This is a genomic window from Pseudomonas sp. W5-01, assembly GCF_046540435.1.
Classification (GTDB): Bacteria; Pseudomonadota; Gammaproteobacteria; order Pseudomonadales; family Pseudomonadaceae; genus Aquipseudomonas; species Aquipseudomonas graminis_B.
Map to the genome: position 1 here is coordinate 1121660 of NZ_JAXCIP010000001.1, position 24686 is coordinate 1146345.

Annotated in this window: 7 protein-coding genes and 1 pseudogene; 2 read left to right on the forward strand and 6 right to left on the reverse strand. The window is 64.0% G+C overall.

The genetic code is table 11. The annotated features are described in order from the left end of the window. Positions 1-32: 32 nt before the first annotated feature. The 5 genes from SLW75_RS04875 to SLW75_RS04895 all read right to left on the reverse strand — a co-directional run bounded on the left by SLW75_RS04875 (position 33) and on the right by SLW75_RS04895 (position 7976). Positions 33-2027 carry a DUF6531 domain-containing protein gene (locus SLW75_RS04875; RefSeq protein ID WP_410933711.1) on the reverse strand — a complete coding sequence of 665 codons (1995 nt, stop codon included), beginning with the start codon at positions 2025-2027 and terminating at the stop codon, positions 33-35. Between the two features lie 29 nt (positions 2028-2056). Next, the gene (locus SLW75_RS04880; RefSeq protein ID WP_410933712.1) at positions 2057-4897 is read right to left on the reverse strand and encodes a type VI secretion system tip protein VgrG; all 2841 of its coding nucleotides are present in this window, start codon (positions 4895-4897) and stop codon (positions 2057-2059) included. A 493-nt stretch (positions 4898-5390) separates the two neighbouring features. After that, positions 5391-6740, reverse strand: a complete 1350-nt coding sequence (locus SLW75_RS04885) for an APC family permease (RefSeq protein ID WP_410933713.1) — start codon at positions 6738-6740, stop codon at positions 5391-5393. A 305-nt stretch (positions 6741-7045) separates the two neighbouring features. Then, the gene (locus SLW75_RS04890) at positions 7046-7270 is read right to left on the reverse strand and encodes a DUF6555 family protein (RefSeq protein WP_192131449.1); all 225 of its coding nucleotides are present in this window, start codon (positions 7268-7270) and stop codon (positions 7046-7048) included. Positions 7271-7661: 391 nt separating this feature from the next. After that, entirely contained in the window at positions 7662-7976 is a 315-nt protein-coding gene (locus SLW75_RS04895; RefSeq protein WP_410933714.1) for a hypothetical protein, read from the reverse strand. A 428-nt stretch (positions 7977-8404) separates the two neighbouring features. Between SLW75_RS04895 and SLW75_RS04900 the strand changes: the two genes are divergently transcribed. After that, entirely contained in the window at positions 8405-10360 is a 1956-nt protein-coding gene (locus SLW75_RS04900) for a putative bifunctional diguanylate cyclase/phosphodiesterase (RefSeq protein ID WP_065991612.1), read from the forward strand. Between the two features lie 362 nt (positions 10361-10722). Here the strand turns inward: SLW75_RS04900 and SLW75_RS04905 are convergent. Further along, positions 10723-10917 (reverse strand): annotated as a pseudogene (locus SLW75_RS04905) (helix-turn-helix domain-containing protein); the annotation flags it as partial. 621 nt (positions 10918-11538) lie between these two features. On the opposite strand from SLW75_RS04905, the gene SLW75_RS04910 reads away from it, so the two are divergent. Beyond that, positions 11539-24657, forward strand: coding sequence for a BapA/Bap/LapF family large adhesin (locus SLW75_RS04910; protein ID WP_410933715.1), 13119 nt, complete (start codon positions 11539-11541; stop codon positions 24655-24657). The last annotated feature ends 29 nt before the right edge of the window (positions 24658-24686 follow it).

Sequence of the window (24686 nt, forward strand, 5' to 3'; positions counted from 1 at the left end):
TCAGCGCGGGTGTGCTCGGTCAGATTGCTCAGTTAGTCGTAGCGATAACGGTCGGTGCTGCCGTCGGTGTGAACGTGGCGAATGATGTTCTTCGCGGCGTCGCGGAAGAACCACTCCGAGCGACCATCGGCATGGCAAATGCGATAGGTATAACCAAGGCTGTCGTAGTAATGCCGGGTTTCGTGGCCCAAAGCATCCGTGACGTAGGTCAGACGGATGTTTTCATCCCACGCCAGCCGAGTATCAAAACTGCCGTCGTCAGCCCACTCGCGAACAGCCTTGGCATCGGGGCCAGATCCCTGCCACTGCAAATTCAAACCACGATTGGTGCGGTCGGTGTAGCGGGTAACTAGGTGGTTCTGATACTCGTAGCGCCAAGCAGCGCCATTCTCATCCTGAGCCAGAACAAGGTCACCAAAATCATCGTACTGATAAGCGCACAGTTGCCGTTTGACGTCGCCGTTACGAACTTCCCAAAGCCCCGTCAACCGTCCCTGATCATCAATCAACGTGCCGATTCGCAAGTGGACTTTACGGGCGTCCTTTTCCCGATAAGTCACCAATTCAGAGAGCACCGAATGCCCATCATGCCGATGCTCGTGATGCAGCATCACCCCGGCACCATTGGGCAGCACCTTGTTGATCAAAACAAAACGCAGACCCCGCCTGATGTAGGTTTCCCTGTGCTCCAGGCCGCGCATCAGCACTAACCGATCTTTGCTGAGGCGAATAACGGTCAGGTTTTCAATGGCGTTGAAGTGGAACAGCTTGACCTTGGGCAGAGGGAATTCATGGCTGCGGCCATCGGCATCATGAAACACCAAGCCCTCATCCACACAATCAAAGCGCGTGGTAAACGGCGTAATCCACCGCGCACCAATAACGTCCTGATCGTAGGCATCCAGACTCGAGCAGTAGGTGCGCGTCCACTCAATCGGAAACGGCCCCGGCAGACTGAAATCGGTATGACTGACCGACTCTGAGCCCATCGAAAAGCTGATGCTCTTGATGGTCGCCGCACAGGCACAATTCTTCAGCTCGTTAGGCCGCCCCTTGGCAGGCGTCTCCCGCTGAACCTTCTCAAGTTTGCCTTCGCCGGCCCGGCGCTTGGCCTGATTAACCACCCCCGGCTTGATGTTAAAGGCCTGGCCATGCCCATTGCGCGACCGCCAACTGACGACCGCATCACCCAGCGTCAGCAGCAACGAACCAATGGAATTCTGAACTCCAGGATCAGCCAGACCAGTAATCTGGGTCCGAAGCTCCGGCGCCATGGCGCGCAACAATTTGGCCTGTCTGACCACCTCTTTTTTAACGGCTTCAGGCAACAGATGTTCAACGGCGCCGTTGACAGCACCCTTGCCCGCAGCAACGCAAACCTCCGCAGCCGCCGCAAAAATATTGCCAATCGCCGCCTGAGGATCGTAGGCCCAGAGATCCCCAGCGGCCTGAACTAACTGCTCCGCCTCAAGCAAATCGGCCTTGGCGTTTAGCCCCGGGTTAACCAACTTTTCAAGACCAGAAGCGATCTCAAAAAGCACCCCTTCGCCCAGCTTCCCCGCGTCATCGAGAATGCCAGCAAGTTTGGCCTGCGCCTGGGTCACAAAATCATCAAGCGTCCCAACGATGTCGGCGTTGAGGTGCCCAATCAGCACCTCAACCAGCGAATCCCCAAGCACCAACTTCCCCGCCTGCCGCATCTCCTGACGCACCAGAAACAGCGTCGGTCGCAGGCTCATCCGCGCTGCCGCCATGGTCGGCGGCGTCGGCAAGACGCCAATCAGATTGATGCCCAGACTCACCCAATCCAGCGGATCACGCTTCTCGCTCGTCGCCAGCCGAACGATGTCATTCAGCGCATCGACCAGCGCCATGACGTTGCCCACCACAGGCAGAAAGCCCGCAGCGCTCTTGATCCTCTCAAGCGAAACCACCCCGCCGCTGATCTCCTGCAGCCAGGCATCGACATTGGCCGCGCCAGCCCCAACGTCCTCAAGCAGAATCAGATCAAGCGGAACGATCGCCACCTGAGCATCGCGCTCCCCAATGCCCGTACTCATGACAACTTCTCGCCGGCCAGCAGGCCCGACACTTCAAGCAAGTCCTCATCCACCGTCGGCACTGGCAGGCTCGGAAACTTCCCGCTTTTGATCACCCCGCTCAGAAGGCCTGAAGCGATCGGCAGAGCCGCGGTCGCAAGCGGCGGCAAGCCCAATCCCGCCGCCCCGGCGTCAACTGCAGCCGTCATGACGTGCGCAACATCCCAGTTCTTGGTCGGCAGTCCTTCACCAACCGCCGCGTCTAACGGCGCCGGAGCCTCGCCCGCACTCGGCGGCATGACCGGCCATTCGGGCGTGCCGATAAAACTGCCGTCTGCCCAGGTGTCGGCCGGGTCCTTGCCGAAGGCCACCCTTCCAGGCCCGGGTGCAGCGCCGGGAACCGCCGCGAAACCCTTGGCATCAAGCGAGCCTTTGAGCCGCTGGCCCAGAGCATCGATCACCTCGAAGCCGCCACCCTGAATGCCTTGCTGACCCGCGTACTGGTTGAACAGCTGAAGGTCGCCCTCGCCCGGCTTCGGTGGCTCGGGGAACACGCCGGCGAGGTTTTTCGCCGATGTGTAGGCAAAGTTGGCGGCGTGGGCGGTGTACGGGCCGGTGGTGACGTGGGTGATGCCGGCGGCATTGTAAGTGGTGGCGCTGCCGCCGCCCTGAATCACCAGCTCGGTTTTGGCGGTGAGGGTGATGCGCTCGGCGTTGGCGGTGATGTTGAGTTTGGCCAGCAGGTTGATGCTGTCCTTAAGGGCGCGCACGTCGATGTCACCGGAGGCGGCCACCAGACGCCAGCCGAGGCTTTGCACGAACAGGCGCATGCCCTGGCTGGCGCTGGCCAGCAGGCGTTTACCCACGGAAAAGCTGGTGTGCCCCGTGCTGCTCAATGCCAGGTGTTCGCCAGTGGCGATGTGGCTTGAACGCGGCGTGGTCAGGGCGATGCCGGCCGGGCTGGCGAGGACCAGATGGGGTTCGGTGAACTCGGGAAACTCGTTGGCACTCGTGTTCGCCGGACCGCTGCCGAGCACGCCCTGGTGCTGGGCGTGCAGGGCTTTGGCGACGTCATCCTGGTCGCCGGGTTCCTGGGCCTGCACCGCCTTGGCTTGCAGCGCGAAGCCGTCCTGCTGATCGGCGGCAGTGGCCAGGCGTTCCGCGGTTTCCGGCAAGTCCTTGTGGTGCCTGGATTCGTTGGGACGCGGCTCGGTGGTGATCAACAAGCCCGCAGCGGCCCGGACCGCACCATGGCGGTCGGTGCGCAGCTCGAAACCTTCGCCTCTGGGCTGGCCGCCGGCGGGCCGTGGATGGGTCAGGTAGCCGAGGTTGATGGCACTGGCGCCGTGATCGCTGCGCAGGGCAATGCTGATCTCGCTGGTGGTGTCGTCGATGCGCAATTCGTTGGCGCGGCTGCCCTTGTATTCCTTGCTCTTGACCGTGGCCACGGTCTTGAAATCGGGCAGCTTGTACGGCGGCAAGTGAGCGCCGTGGTACAGACAACCGGTGATGAGGGGCTGGTCGGGGTCGCCTTCGAGGAAGGTGATCAGGACCTCCATGCCGACCCGCGGCAGGTTGATCGCGCCGAAGTTCTGGCTGGCCCAGTTCGAGGCGACGCGCATCCAGCAGCTGGTTTTGTCGTTGTGCTGGCCTTCGCGGTCCCAGAAAAACTGCACCTTCACCCGGCCGTGCTGATCGCAGTAAATCTCTTCACCTTCGGGGCCGGTGACAACCGCGCTTTGGGTGCCCAGCACCTTCGGTTTCGGGTGCTCCAGCGGCGGCCGGTAGTGCACGTCCCAGGGCGTCGCGCTGAAACGGTTGCGGTAGCCCTGATGAAAGTCACTTTTCAGGTCGGTGACGTCGCTGGTGATGACTTCTTCCAGCACCTGCGGCTGTTTGCCCTCGTGGAATATCTCGGTGAGCAGCCACAGGTCATTCCACAACGGATTGGCGTGCCCGGTCAGGGCAAGAAAATGGCCGCTGACCAGGCGTGGCTGATCGCTGCTGCCCTCAGCCACCCGATAGTCGCTGCGGTGGCGCTCCAGGGCGCGATGGGCCAGATGGCGGCCACGTTCGCGATCGGCGAAGCGGCCGGGGTAGTCGTAATCTTCAAGGTCCGGGATGGCTGCACTTTTGGCGCTGCTTTCCAACTGGAACTTCGGTTTGGTGAAGTCGTAGTCACGCCGCGCAGTGCGGCTGGTGCGGGTGTTCATGCGCAGACCGAAGCGCTTGATCACCTGGGCGTCGGCGACCAGTCCGGTGTCCTGCTGGTAGAGCACCGGCGCCAGTTTCGGGAATACCGTCTGGTCATCGCCGAACACCAGCAGATGGCCCTTGGCGCTGTGCTGAAAATGAAAGTGAATCCCTTCCTCTTCGCACAGGCGCTGGATGAAATGCAGGTCAGACTCGTCGTACTGCACGCAGTAGACGCGTTCGGGATAGGTCGCACCGAGCTGAAACCGGTAATCGATGGAGAGAATGCCGTGCTCTTCCAGCACCTGGCTGATGATCTGCTGCACCGTCATCTGCTGGAAAATGCGCTGGTTGATCCGGTGCGCCAGGTAAGCCAACTGTGGTCGCAGGGAAATCCGGTAGCGGGTCAGCCGCTTGCCGGCAGCACCCTGGGCGATGCTGTACGCCAGTCCGTGAATCCCGGTGCCGTCGTCGGCCAATTGCAGAAACGTCTGCCCGTGAAGCAGGCTTTCAAGATCGAGCGCGGCCTTTTCGCTGACCAGCTCCAGCTCGAATTCGAACGGTTGGTTGAGGCGCTCCCGGCCGGTGAAAGACAGCACTTGAAACAGCGTGTCCTGCCCATTGAGGGTCAGGCTGAATGGGGCTTGGTTGGCCGGTGCGAACATCCCTTGTTCCTTGTGCGCTGAGGCGGCAGACGTCGATGCAAAGGAGGCGATCAGCGGCTGCGAATGCGTGGAAGGACAGCGAGCCGCCAGGGGTCGGCGGTGCTCTCCGCGGTCTGGGAATCGCGATCAATCAGGGTTGTTCGCGTAACCAGAGGACGACGGAGATATCAAGGGCCGTGCCACAAGGAGCGCCGCCCTTATGCCACAAGGGTTTGCGGGGGATTTTTGCGGGCTTGGGGTGACGTCGGGTTAAACGTCCCGGGGAATGTGCGCAATAAGTTGCGCACCCCTGCGCAACTTCTTGCGCATTCCTCTGCACGCGACAAACGACGCGCCATGCAGGGCGCTAAGCAGGCAGTCAGGGGCGGCCGACTGCGCAACTTCTTGCGCATGATGGCGATGGGGAATGACCGGGAAGTTCAAGGTGCGACAGGGTGTTCGTAGATGTGGCAGAGATCGGCAACATTGCGCCGCCGATCCCCATGGCGCCAGATCAGTACTCGGCGTCGGCGTCCACCGTATGGGTATTGAACGCAGGCCGTGTCCCGCCCACTCGCGCAAGGAAATACAGCGCCACCCCCACCAGCATCAGTGCCCCGGCGCGCAGCCAGGTTTCGGCGCTTTGCTGGGTCAGCAAAATCAGGCATGACACGATCGCCAGAACCGGCACCCAGGTCGGCACGCGGAAGTGGTCAGCCTCGACGGTGTCCTTGCGCAGGACCAGCACGGCCAGGTTGGTACTGATGAACACGAATAACAGCAGCAGGACCACGGTTTCCGCCAGTGTTGCCAGCGAGCCGGTCAGGGTGAGGATGATCGCGACCACTGTCGTCGCGACGATGGCCACCCACGGCGTCCGCCGCTCAGGCAGCACATTCGACAGCGCGTTGGGCAGCAGGCCCTGGCGAGACATGCCATATGCCAGGCGGCTGGACATGATCATGGTCAACAACGCGCCATTGGCCACGGCCACCAGCGCAATAAAGGCGAACAGCCGCGGAGGAATGCCGAGGTTCGACGCTTTGACCACTTCCAGCAACGGTGCCGAAGAATGCACCAACTGCTCGATGGGCATGACGGTGGCGGCCGCGATGCCGACGCCCATGTAGATCGCGCCGGCGATCAGCAGCGCACCGAACAACGCGCGGGGGTAGACCGTGCGCACGTTGCGCACTTCCTCCGCCAGATTGGCCGAGGTCTCGAAGCCGACGAACGAATAAAACGCCAGCAACGCCGCGCCGAGCACCGCAAACGCGGGGTTGACGCCCTCCTTGAATTGCACGGCGCGGGACAAATCACCGTTGCCTGAGCGGAAGAACCAGACCGCCGCGATGATCACCAACAGCAGGCCCGAGACTTCGATCACCGTCATCACCAGGTTGGCGGACAGCGATTCTTTAATGCCGCGGGCGTTGAGCAAGGCGATGACCACCAGGAAGATCAACGCGACAATATGGGGTGGCAGGTCGATGAAGGGCGCCATGTAATCGCCGGCGAACGCCAGAGACAACCCTGCGGCGCTGGTCACGCCCGCTGCCAGCATGCAGAAGCCCACCAGAAACGAGATCAAGGGCGATTTGAACGCCTTGCCGGCAAACACGGCTGAAGCACCGGCGTGAGGGTATTTGGTGACCAGTTCGGCGTAAGAGCCTGCGGTGAGCATGGCGAAGCACAGGGCGATGAGCAGCGGCACCCAGATCGCCCCGCCCACTTCACCGGCGATGGTCCCGGCCAGGGCGTACACCCCGGCGCCCAGCACGTCGCCGAGGATGAACAGCAAGAGCATCGGCCCGGTAATCGCGCGTTTCAGTGCTGGGCTCGGTTGTGGCGGCTGCGATGTCATGGGCTGGCTCCGGCGGTGTGGCGGGGTTCGGGATTTGAGTCTAAGGCTGACCCGATTGGACGCCGGAAGTTTTGGCTGTGCAAATGTCGGAACGATCAGCGGTGATCTTAAAGCGGTGAAAGATTCAGACCCCTCATCTCTTCCCGACTAACGCCGGTCATGCACGGGAATTTTCCACAGAGGACCGGCTATTAGCCTGGAACAGGCAGGCAAGTTTTAACGGGATCTAACAAGGTTCAAGGGGCGGCTTTAGTTAGATCGCGCGCCCTTCAATCAACACGTACCCCATGGAGAAAACGTCTGAATCAAGCCGACTTCCAACTCACCGCATCGATGCCCAATCGCTCGGCCTTGGGCTTGGAGAGTTTGATGGCTCTGTCACTCCGGTATTTGGGGATGTCGGCCACTCCAGCGTCCACTGCAGCCCAGTGCCACGCCTCAGCGTTATCCATTTGCCTGGCGCACACGTAGAACCATCGTGGCTTGCCATGGAAAAGGTATTCAATGCGGTAGTGTTGGGTATGTTGCATGGTCTTGATCTCGTTCACAGGGTCGATTTCGTTGTTTGGGTTCCATCTGGGTGGACGACTGACTCACCGCGCAGGGTGGAGCTGCAGACCAGGGATCAGTCTGTGGCAGCTTCTTCTAAGGGGATGACCGCATTGAAAGTCTCCATTATCGAGGCCTCAGGCTTTCAAGGGCGGCTGCAGGCCGCGTTATAACCGGGACGCTAAGAACATTGATTCAATGCCAATAAAACAGGCCATACAACGGCCCGTTAAAAAGTTGACCGTAGTTGGCTGAAGGATGTTCATCGCGAATTTGAAATTTCGAGACGAGCGGTTTAATGGCTGTTTCAACGCGTTAGTTGATCTAGCGCACCCACCAAAAAGATGTATTAAGTGCGTCGGCGGACGCTAATCATTCATTCGAATAGTTTCGGATATCAGCAATTAACGGCAGGCCGTCGGAGTCACCTGCGGCAATACGCTCGGCCTGGTCACGTCCCCTGACAAGCCCTTGCTCGACGGTCCATCCGGACGCCGGAAGACTCTCCAGATGTTCCACCACCCTTTCGCCATCAGCGGCATAAACGCAAACCATAACGTCAAGGGTGTCGCCATTGGCCCGCGCCCGGACCTCCAGCTGACAGCCATTCTCCGCCGCTTCGGTATAGTTCTCATCACTCGCTGGTGATTGCGTCCACTCGTTATAAACATCGCCGCGCGCAAACATGAACGTGTCCCTTTTCCTGATCGTTATAGAAGATGGTCAATAGCATTGACTGGGGCGGCAGCGAATGATTCAGCGACCCCGTCAGATCGGCGCCCCGTTGATACAGGCCCTGTCGTCGCTTCGTTCGTTGCGCCGTTCGTCAGCCGAGCCCTGGTCAGGCTGAACCCATCCACGCGGACATCCGTTCCAATGGGTAGGCCGTAGCAACGCAACTCGCCCCGTAGCAAGATGCCTCCCCCTACGCCCCACTCTTCAACGCAGGCCCGGCAGCCAAGAGCCCACGGTGATAAAACGCCCGGGTGGCAAGCACCACGCTGTTACAGAATCTCACCGCGCCGCCGATAGCCCGGGACAGTCATAACGTTTTGCAGCGCTGCAAGTTGTGGGGTGGTCGTTCTTTTGAAATTGCGCGCGTTGGGTCCCTATTTATGAAATTCCCGTCTCTAGATCGATTGAAAGCGCTGGTCTGCGTCCAGCGAGACAACACGCGACTGATGGAAGCGCAATACATCGCGCTGTCCAGGCAGCTGCCGATGATGTACGTCATTCTGCTGATCAACACCCTGGCCCTGGCCGCCACCCATTACGGCGTCGCGCCGCTGTGGCTGACGGTGTACATCCCGCTGTTGCTGACCCTGGTGGGTACCGTGCGCGCGGTCCTCTGGTGGCAGAGCCGCAGTCAGACCCTGACCACCGAGCAGATCTTCAAGAAACTGACCCGCACCAATCAGGTCACGGTGGTCATTGCGTTCGGCTTCACGATCTGGGCGCTGTTGCTGTTTCCCTACGGTGACACCTACACCAAGTCCCATGTGGCCTTCTATATGGCGATCACGGTGATCGTCTGCATCTTCTGCCTCATGCACCTGCCCTCCTCGGCGATGATGACCACGGCGGTGGTCAACATCGCCTTCGTGGCGTTTTTTGCCAATGCCGGCAACGCTACCTACACCGCCATGGCCGCCAACGTGTTCCTCGTCTCGCTGGCGATGATCGTGGTGCTGCAGAACCACTACGGCGAGTTCACCCGGCTGGTGAACATGCAGATCCGCACGGAAAAGCTCAGCGATGACAATCAACGGCTGGCCAACGAAGACAGCCTGACCGGCCTGCCCAACCGACGGCAGTTTTTCACCTTGCTCGATCGTGCGCTCAAACAGGCGCGGCACGGCGACACGCGGCTGGCGGTGGGGATGATCGATCTGGACGGTTTCAAGCCGATCAACGACTCTTATGGCCACGGCATAGGCGACAAGCTGTTGCGTCAGGTCGGCCAGCGATTGCGGGCGTTTGCCAGCGAGCAACTGCACGTGGCCCGACTGGGCGGCGATGAGTTCGGGCTCATCATCGTCAGGGCCGGTGACGAAAGTGAGTTGATCAAACAGGGTGAGTCGCTGTGCCGCGCCATGCGTCAGCCCTTCGTGATCGGCGATATTCACGTCAGCATCAGCGCCTCCATGGGTCTGGTGGTGTTTCCGGACCTGGCGAGCAACTCGACCGAGGCGTATGAATTCGCCGATTACGCGCTCTATACCAGCAAGCGCGAAACACCTGGCGAGCTGTGCATTTTCTCGCCGAGTCAGCATCAGCGCCTCAAGCGCGACATGCTGACCGAGCAGGGCCTGCGCCAGGCCAATGTTGCGGAAGAATTCACCCTGGTGTTTCAGCCGATCGTCGACATCCGCACCTCCAGAACGGTGGCGTTCGAAGCGCTGGCCCGGTGGGTGAGTCCAAAGCTGGGCAGCGTCGCGCCGGGGCACTTCATCGGCGTGGCCGAGCGAATTGGCCTGATCAACCGGCTAACTCCGCCGCTGCTTGAAAAAGCGCTGCACGCGGCGCAGTTATGGCCGGCCGATGTCCGGCTGGCGTTCAACCTGTCGGCCCACGATTGCTCGTCGATGGACGCTGTCGAACAGTTGATCAAGGTGATCCGCCAGAGCGGATTCGACGCCTCGCGGCTGGACCTGGAAATCACTGAAACCGCCGTCATCAAAGACCTCGTTCAGGCGCAACGGGCGATCAATGCGTTTCGTGAACTGGGTTGCGGCATTTCCCTGGACGACTTCGGCACCGGCTACTCAAGCCTGAGCCAGCTCCACGCCTTGCCGCTGACCAAGCTGAAAATCGATCGCTCGTTCATCACCGACATTCACCAGAACGCCGCCAGTTTCAAGATCGTCAAATCATTGCTGGCCCTGAGTCAGGACATGGAATTGCAGTGCGTCAGCGAAGGTGTTGAAACCGAGGCGGAGCTGGAGGCGTTGCGGACCCTCGGCTGCACGCTGGTTCAGGGCTACCTGTTCTCCAGGCCGATGCCCCTTGAGCAGACGCTGGAGTGGATCGGCTCAACGCCGAGCATGCCCGTGGCGGCGGTTGTTCTGTGAAATCGGCCTGGGAGGGCAACAGCGGCGCTCATCGCTGCTGACAGGAGGGCACCGGGCGTTGCCGATCAAGCGCTTTGCTGGACTTTCATCATGGCCAGGCCAATGAAGCGGCGTGAGTCTTCCTGGAAGTCCCGCACCTGGGCGGCAAATTGCTCTTCGCGGGTGTCAACGTGGCGCGTGCTGAAAGAGGTGGCGACGTCGGCGATGACCTGGGTCGTGTCGTTGAGGGTCTGGTGCAGCGTGCCCAGAATGCCCACCGCATTGCGATTTGAAATGATCACTTCGCGGTTATTGCTGGGGAGCGTTCTGCCTGAAGACGTCTGATCCTCGGCATCCAGTCTGTCCGCAGTGCCCAGCAGGGTGTTGCCGGAGAACAGATAATGCATGTCGACGCCAGCATCACAGACGCGCTGAAGGTAATCGGCCTTGGGTGAGCGATGGCCACTTTCGTAGTGACCCTGGGCGTTGGGTTCGACGCCGCCAATTCTGGCGAACGCGATTTGCGTCAGCCCCAACCGTTTGCGTTCTTTTCTCAAACGCGATCCAAGCTTTTCCATGAGCAAACTCCTGCTGAATTCACGCCACGCGAGGGAGCGGTGGGTGCAATGGGGGGCTGGAGTGCGAGCTTCCTGAATGAGCGAAATAGCCTCGTACGGTGTTAACTCACCACCTTACAGCCTTTGCAACATCAGCGAACAAGTATTTGGCCGGCACCTCGATCATCGGGTACCGATGACCGAGCCTGCCCCCCTGCCCGCCGTCGTGAAATATAAAACGCAGCACGTCCTTCAGCGTGTGCACATTCAGGTGAATATGCGCAACGAGATCCACCCAGTCCCGACAGCCACAGTGGCGCTTCAACTAATCGACTGTAACGCGCAAACGTTCTCCACTCGTACGAGCACATTTGCGTAAAACCGCCGACGATCGGTAGATCGATATCTAACTCACATTTTTTGCTGACGTAGCAATGGCTTACGTCATATCCATTTCGTCATATCGATAAACGTCAAAGTATTTTCCATTGATCTCGAATAGATCCGATCTAAATTATTGGCAAACAGCGTCACACCTAACAAGAAACAAAGCTGCGCCTGACTCGATGAATCAGGTGGCTGGTATGACACGCCATTACCCGCGTTGTTGTAGTGCTAAAAGCGAAGAAAAGGACTGTCAGAATGGACAATATTGTTGTAGCCAATAAAGCAACCTCCGAACTTACTGCCAACACGTGGGGCGATCTTTCACTCAATTCACCCTCCGTTGTTCAAATGCCCGTTCCACCCAGCCAAGTCGCTTCGGTCTCCCGCAATGGGCAAGACCTGGTGGTTAATTTGAAGAATGGCGATCAGGTCAAAGTTGCCAACTTCTTTAGTACCGCGCCGGAAGGCCCCACCAGCGACATGGTGTTTCAGGGCGAAGATGGCACCCTGTGGCAGGCGCAGTACGACGCTCAGTCCTTCACCGGCTTTACCTTCGACGAAGTCAGCTCTCTGGATGAGCTCATCGCCGGAGCCGGCGTGGTGGGGGGCACGACCCCCACCTTTGCGATTGCCGGGCTGGGTCTGTTGGGCGCGGGCGGTGCGGCGGCGGCAGCGGGCGGGGTCGCAGGTGGCGGTGGTGGTGGCGGCGGTGGAAATGCCGCTGACACGTCAGCTCCCGTGGCCCCGAGCAATCTGCTGGTCAGTGCAGACGGGACGTCCCTGACCGGCATCAGTGAAGCCGGCGCGACCGTTCGGGTTCGCAACAACGCTGGCACCCTGCTCGGCAGCGGTACCGCGGCGGCAGACGGAACATTCAGCCTGTCGCTCAACCCACCGCAAACCGACGGCCAATCACTGACCGTTGATGCGGTCGACGCGGCTGGAAACGTCTCCCCGCCGGCTCAAGCGCTGGCACCGGACATCGATATCACCCCGCCTGGCGACACCACGCCACCCGATGCGCCGGCCAACCTTGCCGTCAGCGCCGATGGCACGCGCATTACCGGTTCCGGCGAAGTCGGCGCCACCATCCAAGTGCGCGCCGCCGACGGGACCCTGCTGAACAGCGGCATCGTTGCGGCAGACGGAACATTCAGCCTGTCGCTCAACCCACCGCAAACCGACGGCCAATCACTGACCGTGAATGCGGTCGACGCCGCCGGCAACGTCTCCCCGCCGGCTCAAGCGCTGGCGCCGGACATCGATATCACCCCGCCTGGCGACACCACGCCACCCGATGCGCCGGCCAACCTCGCCGTCAGCGCTAATGGCACGCGCATCACAGGCTCCGGCGAAGTCGGCGCCACCATCCAAGTGCGCGCCGCCGATGGCACCCTGCTGGGCAGCGGCATCGTCGCAGCGGACGGCACTTTCAGCCTCGGGCTCAACCCTGCGCAAACCGACGGCCAGTCGCTGACCGTGAATGCGGTCGACGCCGCCGGCAACGTCTCCACGCCGGCTCAGGCGCTGGCACCGGACATCGATATCACCCCGCCCGGCGACACCACGCCACCCGATGCGCCGGCCAACCTTGCCGTCAGCACCGATGGCACGCGCATTACCGGTTCCGGCGAAGTCGGCGCCACCATTCAGGTGCGCGCCGCCGACGGCACCCTGCTGGGCAGCGGCATCGTCGCAGCGGACGGCACTTTCAGCCTTGGGCTCAGCCCCGCGCAAACCGACGGCCAGTCGCTGACCGTGAATGCGGTCGACGCCGCCGGCAACGTCTCCCCGCCGGCTCAAGCGCTGGCGCCGGACATCGACGTCACGCCCCCCACCGGGGACGTGACGCCGCCGGATGCGCCGACCGGCATCGCGATCAGCGGCAATGGCTTGATCGTCAGTGGCCGTGGCGAAGCCGGCAGTATCGCCAGCGTCATCGATGCAATCGGCAACGTACTCGGCACGGCCGTCGTGGGCACTGACGGGCTGTTCAACATCACCCTGAACGCGTCACAAATCGCCGGTCAGTTGCTGCAGCTCACCCTGGTCGATGCCGCCGGCAACATCTCCGCCAACGTGGCACTGCAAGCACCGGACACCACCGCGCCGGTGACGCCTTCGAATTTCGTCCTGTCGGCCGACGGCCTGATCCTTACAGGTGTTGCCGAAGCGGGCGCTCGAATCCTTGTGCGCACGGCGTCGGGGGCAGTCATTGGCGTCGCCCGCGCCGGTCTCGACGGCACCTTCAGCGTGACCCTCGACATCGCGCAGCTCAATGGCGAAAAACTCAACGTCAGCGCCACGGACTCGGCGGGCAACTCCGCCTCCGCCGAGCTGACCGTTGCCGACACCACGCCACCCGACCAGGTCACCGATGTGGTGATCAGCGCGGACGGCACGCAGGTCTCGGGTAAAGGAGAAGCCGGCGCGACAGTGACCCTCGTGGCCAACGGCACGCCAATCGGCACGGTGGTCGTCGGCGCCAATGGCACCTTCGCCACCACCCTGACTCCACCGGTCAACCCCGGCGATCTGGTGCAAGTCATCCAGACCGACAGCGCAGGCCTGCCGTCCACCGTGCTGGCGGTCACGGCGCCCGACGCCATCGGCCCGACCACGCCTTCCGGTCTGGTCATCAATGGCGACGGCACCCAGCTGACCGGCACCGCGAGCGCCGGTTCGGTGGTCCAGGTGCGCGATGCCAACGGCGTGCTGCTCGGCAGTGCGACCGTGGGCGGCAATGGCAGCTTCACCGTTGTGCTCAACCCGGGCCTGGCCAACGGCGAAGTGCTCGACGTGGTCGCGGTCGACGGTCAGGGCGAAAGCTCGGTCACCGTTCCCGTCACCGCGCCCGACGTCACCGGTCCTTCCGCTGCCACCGATCTCAGCGTCGCCAATAACGGCCTGACCCTGACCGGCCGTGGCGAACCCGGTGCGACCGTTTCGGTACGGGACGCCCTTGGCATTGTCATCGGCACCGGCGTGACGTCCGCAACCGGCAACTTCACCGTCACGCTCGCTTCTGCTCAAACCAATGGCCAGGCATTGCAGGTGGTGCTGAGCGACGCTGCCGGAAATCCGTCCCTTGCCACGGCCGTCAGCGCGCCGGACCTCGACGGCCCGCTGCAGCCCGCTGCGATCAGCATCGACGCCAGCGGCACAACGCTGACCGGCACCGGCGAGGCCGGGGCAACGATCACCGTCACCACCCTCGACGGCACGGTGCTCGGCACGGCGATCGCTGCCGCCGACGGTCGCTTCAGCGTGACGCTGAACAGCCCGCAGAACAACGGCCAGACCCTGCTGATCGGCGCCAGTGACGGCACCGGCAACCTGGCACCGTCGGTAAGCTTCATCACCCCCGACACCCAGGCGCCTGCGTCGCTGACCGGCGTTGTCCTCGACGGCACGGGTCTGGTCCTCACCGGTACCGGTGAAGCCGGCGCAAGCCTCACGGTGCGAGATGCGGCCGGCAACGTCATTGGCAGCGGCCAGGCCGGGCCCGACGGCAGCTTCTCCCTGACCCTGACGACCGCTCAAACCGACGGCCAGTTGTTGCAAGTCACCCAGATCGACGCTGCAGGCAACCAGTCGGTAGCCGCTCCGGTCACGGCGCCCGACGTCATCGCACCGGGAGCTGTGACCAACCTCAATCTGTCGGCCAACGGTTTGATCGTCACCGGTAACGGCCAGAGCGGCGCCACCGTCACCGTCAAGGATGACCTCGGCGCAACGCTGGGCAGCGCCGTGGTCGGCAGTGACGGGCGCTTTGAGGTGACGCTTTCCAGCGCGCAGATCAACAATCAGCCCCTGAGCGTCACGCAAGTCGACGGCTCGGCCCTGGCCTCTCCCGCCACGCCATTGCTGGCGGCGGACATCCAGGCCCCCGACGCCCCCACCGGCCTCATTCTTGGCACCGATGGCCTGACGCTCAGCGGCCAGGGCGAGCCCGGCGCCACCGTCAACGTGCTCGACGTCAATGGCAACGTGCTGGGCACCGCCACGGCCGACCCGCTGAACGGCCGCTTCGACGTCCTCCTCAACGCGATCCAGGCCGACGGCCAGGTGCTGCTGGTCAAGCAGACCGACGCCGCCGGCAACATCTCCCCCGCCTCCTCGCTCAACGCGCCAGACACCACTGCGCCGGGCGCGCCCGCCGGGATTACCATCAGCAACGACGGCCTGACCGTTTCCGGAACAGGCGTTGCGGGCGATACCGTTCAAGTGCGGGATGTCAGCGGGACCCTGCTGGGCTCGGCCATCGTGGGAACCAACGGCATTTTCGCGGTGACCCTGAGCCCGCCGCAGCTGGACGGTCAGGTGTTGAGCGTGACCCAGACCGACGCCAGCACCCTGCCCTCGCTGGCCGGTTCGGTCACGGCACCCGACCTCACCGCGCCGCCCGTGCCAAGCGGCCTGACGCTGGATGCCGCCGGGCTGTTGACCGGCACCACCGTGCCCGGCGGCTCGGTGAAAATTCTCGATGCCGCTGGCGTTCAGATCGGCACTGCCGTTGCCGGGACGGACGGGATTTTCATCTTTAACGTTGCGCCGATCCTGAGCAACGGCGAGACGGTGCAAGTGGTCGCCACCGATGGTGCCAACGATTCGCTGGCGACCCCGGTGCTCGCACCGGACACCACACCACCGGTCGATGTGACGAATCTGGCGATCAGTCCGGACGGCGCGAACGTTTCCGGGGTCGGCGAACCCGGCACCACCGTCACCGTTCGCGGGCCGGGCAATGTCGTGCTCGGCACCGGCACGGTTGGCCAGGACGGTACGTTTGTTATCGGCCTCATTCCGCCTGCTGCAAACAACACCAACGTCGACGTCATCAGCACCGACGCCATCGGCAACGCCTCCAACGCGGTCACCCTCCCAGGGCCGGACGGCACCCAGCTGGCGACCCCCAGCGACCTCGCCGTCAGCAGCGACGGCTTCATTCTCACCGGCGCCGCAACCCCGGGCAGCACGGTGAACATCCTCGACAGCAACGGCGTCAGCCTGGGCAGCGGCAGGGTCAACAGCTTCGGCCGCTTCAGCATCCTGATGCGTTTCGCTCAATTGAACGCGCAGAGCTTGCACGTCGTCTCGACCGATGACGCTGGCCACACCTCGGTCACCGCGCTGGTGGTCGCCAATGACCTCACGGCACCCGACGCGCCGGCAGGTCTGACCATCAATGGCGATGGCAGCGCCGTCACCGGGCGCGGTGAAGCCGGCGCGACGGTGACCATTACAAACAGTGGCGGCGCCGTGCTGGGCGCCGGCACGGTTGCGCCCAATGGCACGTTCGCCATCGCACTGACGCCGCCCCAACTGGACGCCCAGCCGCTCACCGCCACGCAAACCGACCTGGCGGGCAACGTGTCGCAATCGGGCAGCATCAGTGCGCCGGACCTGAAGGCGCCCGATGCCGCCACCGGTGTGACCATCAACAACGTCGGCACCGTGGTCAACGGCGTTGGTGAAGCCGGCGCGACCGTGACCATTCGTGATGCCGCCGGCAACGTTCTCGCCACCGGCATCGTCAACCAGAGCGGCCAGTTCCAGGTCACGCTGCCGAACGCCGTGACCACCGGTGAACCGCTGTCCGTCACCCTGACCGACGTGGCGGGCAACGTCTCGGGCGTCGCAAGCCTGACCACGGTGGACACCACCCCGCCGGCGCTGCTGCAGAACCTGCTGATCAGCGCCAACGGCAGCACACTGACCGGCACCGGTGAGGCCGGTGCGACTGTTAGCGTCCTCGACATCACCGGCACGTTGCTTGGCACCGCCCTTGTGGCCAGTGACGGCACCTTTACCGTGACCCTCGCCCCTGCGCCGACTAACGGCCAGGCCCTGGACATCAGCCAGACCGACCCGAGCGGCAATGTCTCGCCGTCGATCAACCTCACAGCGCCGGACATCAGCCCGCCCGCCGCCCTCACCCAAGTGGCGGTGAACGCCGACGGCCTGACCGTGACCGGCCGGGGCGAACCTGGCGCAACGGTGTCGGTGCGCACGGCCGGCGGTGCCCTGTTGGGCACGGCGCTGGTGGCCGCGAATGGCGCGTTCAGCGTCACGCTGACGACCGCGCAGCTCAATGCCGAAGTGCTGACCGTCACCCAGGAAGACCCGCCCGGCAACGTCTCGACGGCGGTCAACGTGACGTCCGTCGACCTCACGGCACCGGACAGTCCGACCGCTCTGCTGCTGAGCGGCAGCGGCGCGCAACTGGCAGGTAACGCCGAAGCCGGCAGCACCGTCACCGTGCGCGATGCGGCCGGCAACGTGCTGGGTTCAGGCGTCGCCGGGGCCAATGGTGTGTTCCAGGTCACCCTGTCCAGCCCCCAACTCAACGGCCAGAGCCTCAGTGTCACGGCCACTGATGCGGCCGGCAATGTCTCGGTGGCGGCGCCCTACCAAGCCGCCGACACCGTCGCGCCCGCCGCCGTCAGCAACCTCGCGGTCAGCGCCGATGGCCTGACCCTGGGCGGTATCGGCGAGCCCGGTGCGACAGTGGTGGTGCGCGATGCCAATGGCAACGCGCTGGGCACCGCGACCGTGGCCGCCAATGGCAGCTTCACCCTCGGTCTGACCCCGGCGGCAGTGGCCGGCGGCACGTTGACCGTGGTCCAGACCGACGCCGCCGGCAATGCTTCCGACGCCAGCACGGTGGTTGCGCCCGGCAATCTCGCCGAACCGGCGCCGGTGAATCTCGCCCTCAGCGCAGACGGCCTGACGCTGACCGGTACCGCCAACGCCGGCAGCACCGTCAGCGTCCGCACCGCCTCGGGTGTGCTGCTGGGCACGGCGCTGGTCAACGGCGACGGCACGTTCAGCGCGCCCCTCAATGCCGCGCAGCTCAACGGTGAATCGCTTGCGGCCATCGCCACGTCCAGCGACGGCATCAACTCGCTGGCCACCGGTTACCTGGCGGCGGATGTCACCGCGCCCGGGCAGCTCACCGATCTGGTGCTCAATACCAACGGTGTCACCCTGACCGGCCACGGCGAAGCGGGCGCAACGGTGACGGTGCTCGGCGCTGGCGGGGTCATCCTGGGTACCGGGCAAGTGGGCCTCGACGGCAACTTCTCGCTGACGCTGAACCCGCCGCAGATTGCCGGCCAGTCCCTGAGCATCAGCCAGACCGACCTCGCCGGTAATGAATCGGCCAGCCTCGCGCTGACCGCCAGAGACCTGATCGCCCCGAATGCGCCGCTCGCCCTGTCGGTGACGGCAGACGGCGCGATGCTATCGGGCACCGGCGAGCCTGGCGCCACGGTCAATGTGTTCAACGCCAGCGGCGCGCTGGTGGGCTCCGGCAGCGTGCGCATCGATGGCACCTTCCAGCTCGCCCTCACCACCCCGCAAGCCAACGGCGAATTGCTGGCGGTGACCCTGACTGACGCGGCCGGGAATATTTCCCTGCCTGCCAGCCTGACCTCGGTCGACACCACGGCGCCGCTGGCCCTGACCCAGCTGAGCATTTCCAGCGATGGCGCAACGCTGACCGGCCGCGGTGAAGCCGGGGCAATTGTCACAGTGACCAACGACCTCGGCACCGTGCTCGGCACGGCAACGGTGGGCAGCACCGGGGCGTTTACCCTGGTGCTGGTCCCGGCGCTGTCCAACGCCGAAGTGCTGACGCTGGTGCAACGCGATGCCGTCGGCAACGTGTCACCCCAAGCCAGCCTGACCACCCCGGACTTCACCCCGCCCGACCCGCTGGACAACGTGCGCATCAACGCCGCCGGTGCGGTGGTCACCGGGACCGGTGAAGCCGGCGCCACCGTCACCGTCCGCGACGCCGGCGGTACGCTGCTCGGCACCACCCTGGTTCTGGCCGACGGCACGTTCAGCGTCACCCTCACCACCCCGCAGATCAACAGCCAAGTGCTGAGCGTTCAGCAGGCCGACCCACCCGGGAATGTCAGCGTGCCAGCGACGGTCACCGCGCCGGATTTGACCCCGCCAGCCGTCGCCACCGATCTGCAGTTCAATGCTTCCGGCAGCGTGCTCAGTGGGAGCGGCGAAGTCGGTGCGGGGGTGCGCATCACCTTGGCAGATGGCACGCTAGTCGGCACCGGCACCGTGGGCGTCGATGGCACGTTCCTGATCAACCTGTCACAGACGCAAAACGCCGGTCAGCCGGTGTTTGTCGTGCTCACCGACGCCGCCAACAACGCGTCGGCTGCGGGCTCCCTGGCTTCACCCGACCTGACGCCGCCCGCACCCGTCACCAACGTGCAAATCGATGACACCGGCGCAGTGGTCAGCGGCCGCGGTGAGGCAGGTGCCAGCCTGTTGATCACCGATGGGGCAGGTAACCTCGTCGGCACCGGCGTGGTGGGTGTGGATGGTAATTTCGCGGTCTCGCTGTCGGTGCCGCAAATCAACGGCGAACTGCTGTCGATCGTGCAACGTGATGCTGCGGGCAATCCGTCCGTTGGCGCGCCCGTTACCGCGCCCGACAACACCCCGCCCGCGCTGCCGGTCCTGGCGCCGCTGAGTGGCGACGGCCTGATCCTGACCGGCACCGGTGAAGCAGGCGCCACGGTCAAAGTGACCAGTGCCACCGGCGCCAGCCTCGGCACCACCACGGTGTTGGCCGACGGCTCGTTCAGCGTCACGCTGTCATCTGCCCAGCTCAACGGCGAGACGCTCAACGTCACCCAGACCGATGCGGCCAACAACGTGTCCGGCACGGTGGTTTACCGGGCCGACGACGTCACCGATCCGCTCGCCGTGACCAACCTCTCCGTCAGCCAGGACGGCCTGACCCTCAGCGGTCGCGGGGAACCCGGGGCCACGGTCTCGGTGTCGGTGGCGGGCACGCCGTTGCCCGGCACCGCCATCGTGCGCGCGGACGGCACGTTCAGCTTTGCGCTGGCGCCCGCGCAGCTTGATGGCCAGTCGCTGTCGGTGGTGCAGGTTGATGCAGCACTTAACGATTCGACGCCGGTGGCGGTCACCGCACCGGACATCACGCCGCCAGTGATTCCGACGTTCATCTCGCTGACCGGCAATGGCACGATTCTGCAAGGAACTGCCGAAGCCAACAGCACGGTGACCGTAAGGTCCGCCGACGGCACGTTGCTGGGCTCCACGCGGACCGACGCCGGGGGCCGTTACGAAGTCGGGCTGAATCCTGCGCAGGCCAACGGGCAAGTCATTTCCGTGACTGCAACGGACGCGGCCAACAACGCTTCCGCGCCGCTGGTTTACACAGTGCCGGACACTCAGGCGCCTGATCCTGTCAGCAACCTGACCATCAGCGCCGATTACCTGCTGTTGGCAGGCCGCGGTGAAGCGGGCGCGATCGTGACCGTCAAAGACTCCCTCGGCGTCACGCTCGGCACCGGGCAAGTGGCGGCCAACGGCACCTTCGTGGTCACCCTGGCCCCCGGCGTCACGGCCAACAACGTGCTCACGGTCGGTCAGGTGGACGCCAGCAACAATGTGTCCGGGACGCTCAACCTCACCGTGCCCGTGACCCCGCCACCGAATGCGCCGACCAATCTGCAGGTCAGCGCCGACGGTCTGAGCGTGACCGGCAGCGCCGCAACGGGCACCACCATCACGGTGTACAGCGCAACAGGCGCCGTGCTCGGGACGGCGGCCACCAATGCTGGCGGTACGTTCACGGTGACCCTCAACACCGCACAAACCAACGGCGAAAGCCTTGGCGTGACGGCGAGTACCGGAGCAGGTGGCGCTTCTTTGCCGGCTGCGGTGGTGGCGGCTGACACAACGCCACCGGCTGCGCTCAGCGACCTCGCGGTCAGCGCCACCGGTACGCTGGTGACGGGACGTGGCGAAGCCGGGGCGACGGTGACCGTTACCACCGCCGCGGGCGTTACGCTCGGCACCGCCGTGGTCAATGCCGGCGGTACGTTTGGCGTCTTGTTGAACCCGGCGCAAGCCAACGGTCAGGTGCTCAACGCGTATCAGACCGACAGCGTGGGTTTGCAGTCCGGCATATTGCCGGTCACCGCACCCGACATCACCGCGCCGAATGCACCCGCAGCGCTGGTGCTTAATGGCGCCGGCACAGTCCTGACCGGGATTGGCGAAGCCGGTGCGACGGTCACTGTGCGCAGTAGCCTCGGCGTCGTACTCGGCACGGCAACCGTTGCACTGGACGGCACGTTCAGCGCCAATCTCTCGGCGGCCCAGCTCAACGGTCAGTTGCTGTCGGTAAGCCAGCGTGATGTCGCCGGCAACGTCTCGTTGCTGGCAAACCTCAGCGCCGTCGATACCACGCCACCCGCCGCGCTGACCAACGTCGCCCTGAATGGCGCGGGCCTGCAAGTCAGCGGTAACGGCGAGGCAGGCGCGACCGTACGTGTGACCAATGCGGCCGGCGCAGTGCTCGGCAGCGCAGTGGTCAATGCCGCGGGCGGGTTTGTCGTCTTGCTCTCCACAGCCCAGTTGAACGGTCAGGTGTTGAGCGTCCAGCAAGCGGACGTGACGGGCAACGCCTCGGCCGTGGCGACGGTCACCGCTGCGGATATTCAGGCGCCTAATCCCCCTTCCGCCCTGGTGCTGGCCGCCAACGGACTGACCCTCAGCGGCAGCGGTGAAGTGGGCGCGACGGTCAACGTGGTCAATGCCGGCGGCACGCTGCTGGGCACAACCACGGTCGGCGCGGGCGGAACGTTCAGCCTCACCCTCAATGCCGCTCAGCTGGATGGCCAGGCGTTGACGGTGCGTCAGGTCGACGTTGCCGGTAACGTGTCGGCCGCCGGCAGCCTGGTGGCACCTGATACCACGGCCCCCGTCGCACCGACGGCGGTGAGCATCAACGCCAGTGGCTCGGTGGTCACGGGCACCGGTGTTGCGGGGTCGACGGTGACCGTGCGCAACGCACTCGGGGTCGTCCTCGGCAGCGCGACAGTCGCCGCCAACGGCAGCTTCTCGGTGGCGCTGAACGCCGCGCAGATCAACAACCAGGTGCTGAGCATCACCCAGGCCGATGCCGCGGGTAACGTGTCGCTTTCGGCGAGCGCCATTGCGCCTGACCTGACACCCCCCGCTGCACCCACTGCGCTGCTGGTCAGCGTCGATGGCCTGACCGTCAGCGGCACGGGCGAAATCGGTTCGACGGTGCAAATCAAATCCACCGGCGGCGCGGTGCTCGGGACGGGCACCGTCGGGGCCACGGGAATCTTCAGCGTCACCCTCGCCCCCGCGCAAATCAACGGCGAAACCCTGCTGGTCAGCCTCACTGACATCAAGGGCAACCTGTCGGTGGTGGCCAACGTCACCGCGCCGGACATCGACGTCAACACGCCGGTGATCGCCAGCGATAACCTGGCCACCGCCACCGTCAGCCTCGTGCCGGTGAAGACCACGCAGAACGTTGCGGACTCCTTCACCACCTTGTTGGCCGGTTTCTCCAAGGCGTTCGTGTTTACGGTCAACAGCGGCACCACCCTTGATCCGACCCTGACACTGACCACCGGTAGTGCCGTGTCCTTGCTCGACGGCGTGGTCTATACGCTGCAGGTGAAGAACGCCAGCGGCAACTGGGTGACCCTGGACGTCAATGGCAACGGCGGCCTGCTCGATCTGGTGGCGCTGACCGGCCAGGGCGTGCGGGTGAACATCGGCGATCTGCTGGGCGGCGATTACCGGCTGGTCGTGTCGAGCACCGGGATTGGCGTGGTGACCAACGTCACCACCCAGCTGCAGCTGGACGTCACCAGCCTGACCCAGTTCAACGGGGTGGCCGATGCCCCCGTGACCGGCAACGTCATCACCAACCCTGGGATTGATGGCCAGGCAGACGTGACCGGCCCGGACAACGGCGCTGTGTTGCAGGTGCTGAAAAACGGCAGCTACGTCACCGCCAGCTCGGGCACCACAGTGCAAGGCCTGTACGGCACGTTGACCATCGACGCCAGCGGCAACTACAGCTACCGGCCCGACGGCGCGGTCACCAGCGTCGGCAAAGTGGATGTCTTCAGCTATCAGCTGGTGCACCCCAATGGCCTCAGCGACACCGCCAATCTGTACGTGCGCATCGACAGCCCACAGGCCACCGAGGTGTGGAGCGATACCAGCCTGGCCAGCCCGGCCCTGGTGGTCGATGCCACCAACGACGTCGCAGTCAGTGACATCACGCTGGTCAACAAGGAGGTCATCGCTACCACGGCGCTGGGCCCGTTCATCGTGCCGGTGCTGGGCGGCAGTGGTTCATGGACCACCAGCGTGGCGGCCGGTGCGATCAGTGACCTGACGGTAGTGGTCAACTCCTCCAACCTGCTCAGCCTGCTCGGGTCCCTGACCCTGGGCCTGTACAAGCTCAACACCGCCACCGGCCAGTACGTGCTGGTCAAGAACTACAGTGGTGCTTCGCTCGCCAATCTGGGCGGCGGCAATTACGCCGCGCGCTTCGATGACCAGGGACCTGGCAGCTATCAGGTCAAACTCGCCGCCGGGGGCGTCGGTGTCGCCAGTACGGTCAACATCAGCCTGACCAACGACGCCACCTACACCAATCAGTTCGTGGTGGGCAGCTACACCCCGGTGGCGGGCAATCTGCTCACCGACACAGCCGGCGGCGGCGCTGATGTGCTGGGCTCGGCGTACACCGTGCTCAACGTGCTGGCGGCCGGCAGTTACGTGACGCCGGGCTACAACGGCACCACCATTGTCGGCACCTACGGTTCGCTGCTGGTGCAGGCCGACGGGCGCTACACCTACACCCTGACGCCGGGCCAGACCGATGCGGTCATCGGCCGTGAGGAGGTCTTTACCTACCAACTCAAGCACCCCAACGGCACCACCGACACGGCGACGCTGACCATTGATCTGGAACAGGCCGGTGCCGTCGCCACTACCTCGTTTGCCGCGCTGTCCACCGTAGCGAGCGGCGATGATCACAGCGCCACGGCCATCGCCACCACCGGTGCCGCGCTGATCCAGGGCACCGCCGGCAATGACACGCTGGACGGGTCCCATGGTGGGGCGGTCACCCTGCAGGGCGGCGCCGGCAACGACACGCTGATCATCGCCGACCAGCATTTCGCCTCGGTCGATGGCGGCACGGGCACCGACACCCTGCTGTGGGCCGGGGGCGACGCGACCATTAACCTGGGCGATCTGCAGCGCCGGATCCACAACATCGAGGTGCTGGACCTGAACCACACCAGCGCCGTCGCGCTGACCATCAGCCTGGCGGACCTGGTGTCCATTACCTCGGCCGACAGCAACACATTGATCATCAAGGGAGGCAGTGGAGACAGCGTGCACATGACCAACACCTGGGTCGCCGGCGGCGCGCAACAGGCCGATGGCGTCGATTACACCCAGTACACGCCGCAAGAAGATCCAACCCATCATCTGTGGGTGCAGAACGGTATTCACGTCGTCTGATCAGCCCGCCCTCTGGCGCTGCCGGAGGC

What these genes read in the sequence shown, in the direction of transcription:
- SLW75_RS04895 (WP_410933714.1), bottom strand. Translation starts at nt 7,976, where the DNA reads ATGTTTGCGCGCGGCGATGTTTATAACGAGTGGACGCAATCACCAGCG.
- SLW75_RS04880 (WP_410933712.1), bottom strand. Translation starts at nt 4,897, where the DNA reads ATGTTCGCACCGGCCAACCAAGCCCCATTCAGCCTGACCCTCAATGGG.
- SLW75_RS04900 (WP_065991612.1), top strand. Translation starts at nt 8,405, where the DNA reads ATGAAATTCCCGTCTCTAGATCGATTGAAAGCGCTGGTCTGCGTCCAG.
- SLW75_RS04890 (WP_192131449.1), bottom strand. Translation starts at nt 7,270, where the DNA reads ATGCAACATACCCAACACTACCGCATTGAATACCTTTTCCATGGCAAG.
- SLW75_RS04885 (WP_410933713.1), bottom strand. Translation starts at nt 6,740, where the DNA reads ATGACATCGCAGCCGCCACAACCGAGCCCAGCACTGAAACGCGCGATT.
- SLW75_RS04910 (WP_410933715.1), top strand. Translation starts at nt 11,539, where the DNA reads ATGGACAATATTGTTGTAGCCAATAAAGCAACCTCCGAACTTACTGCC.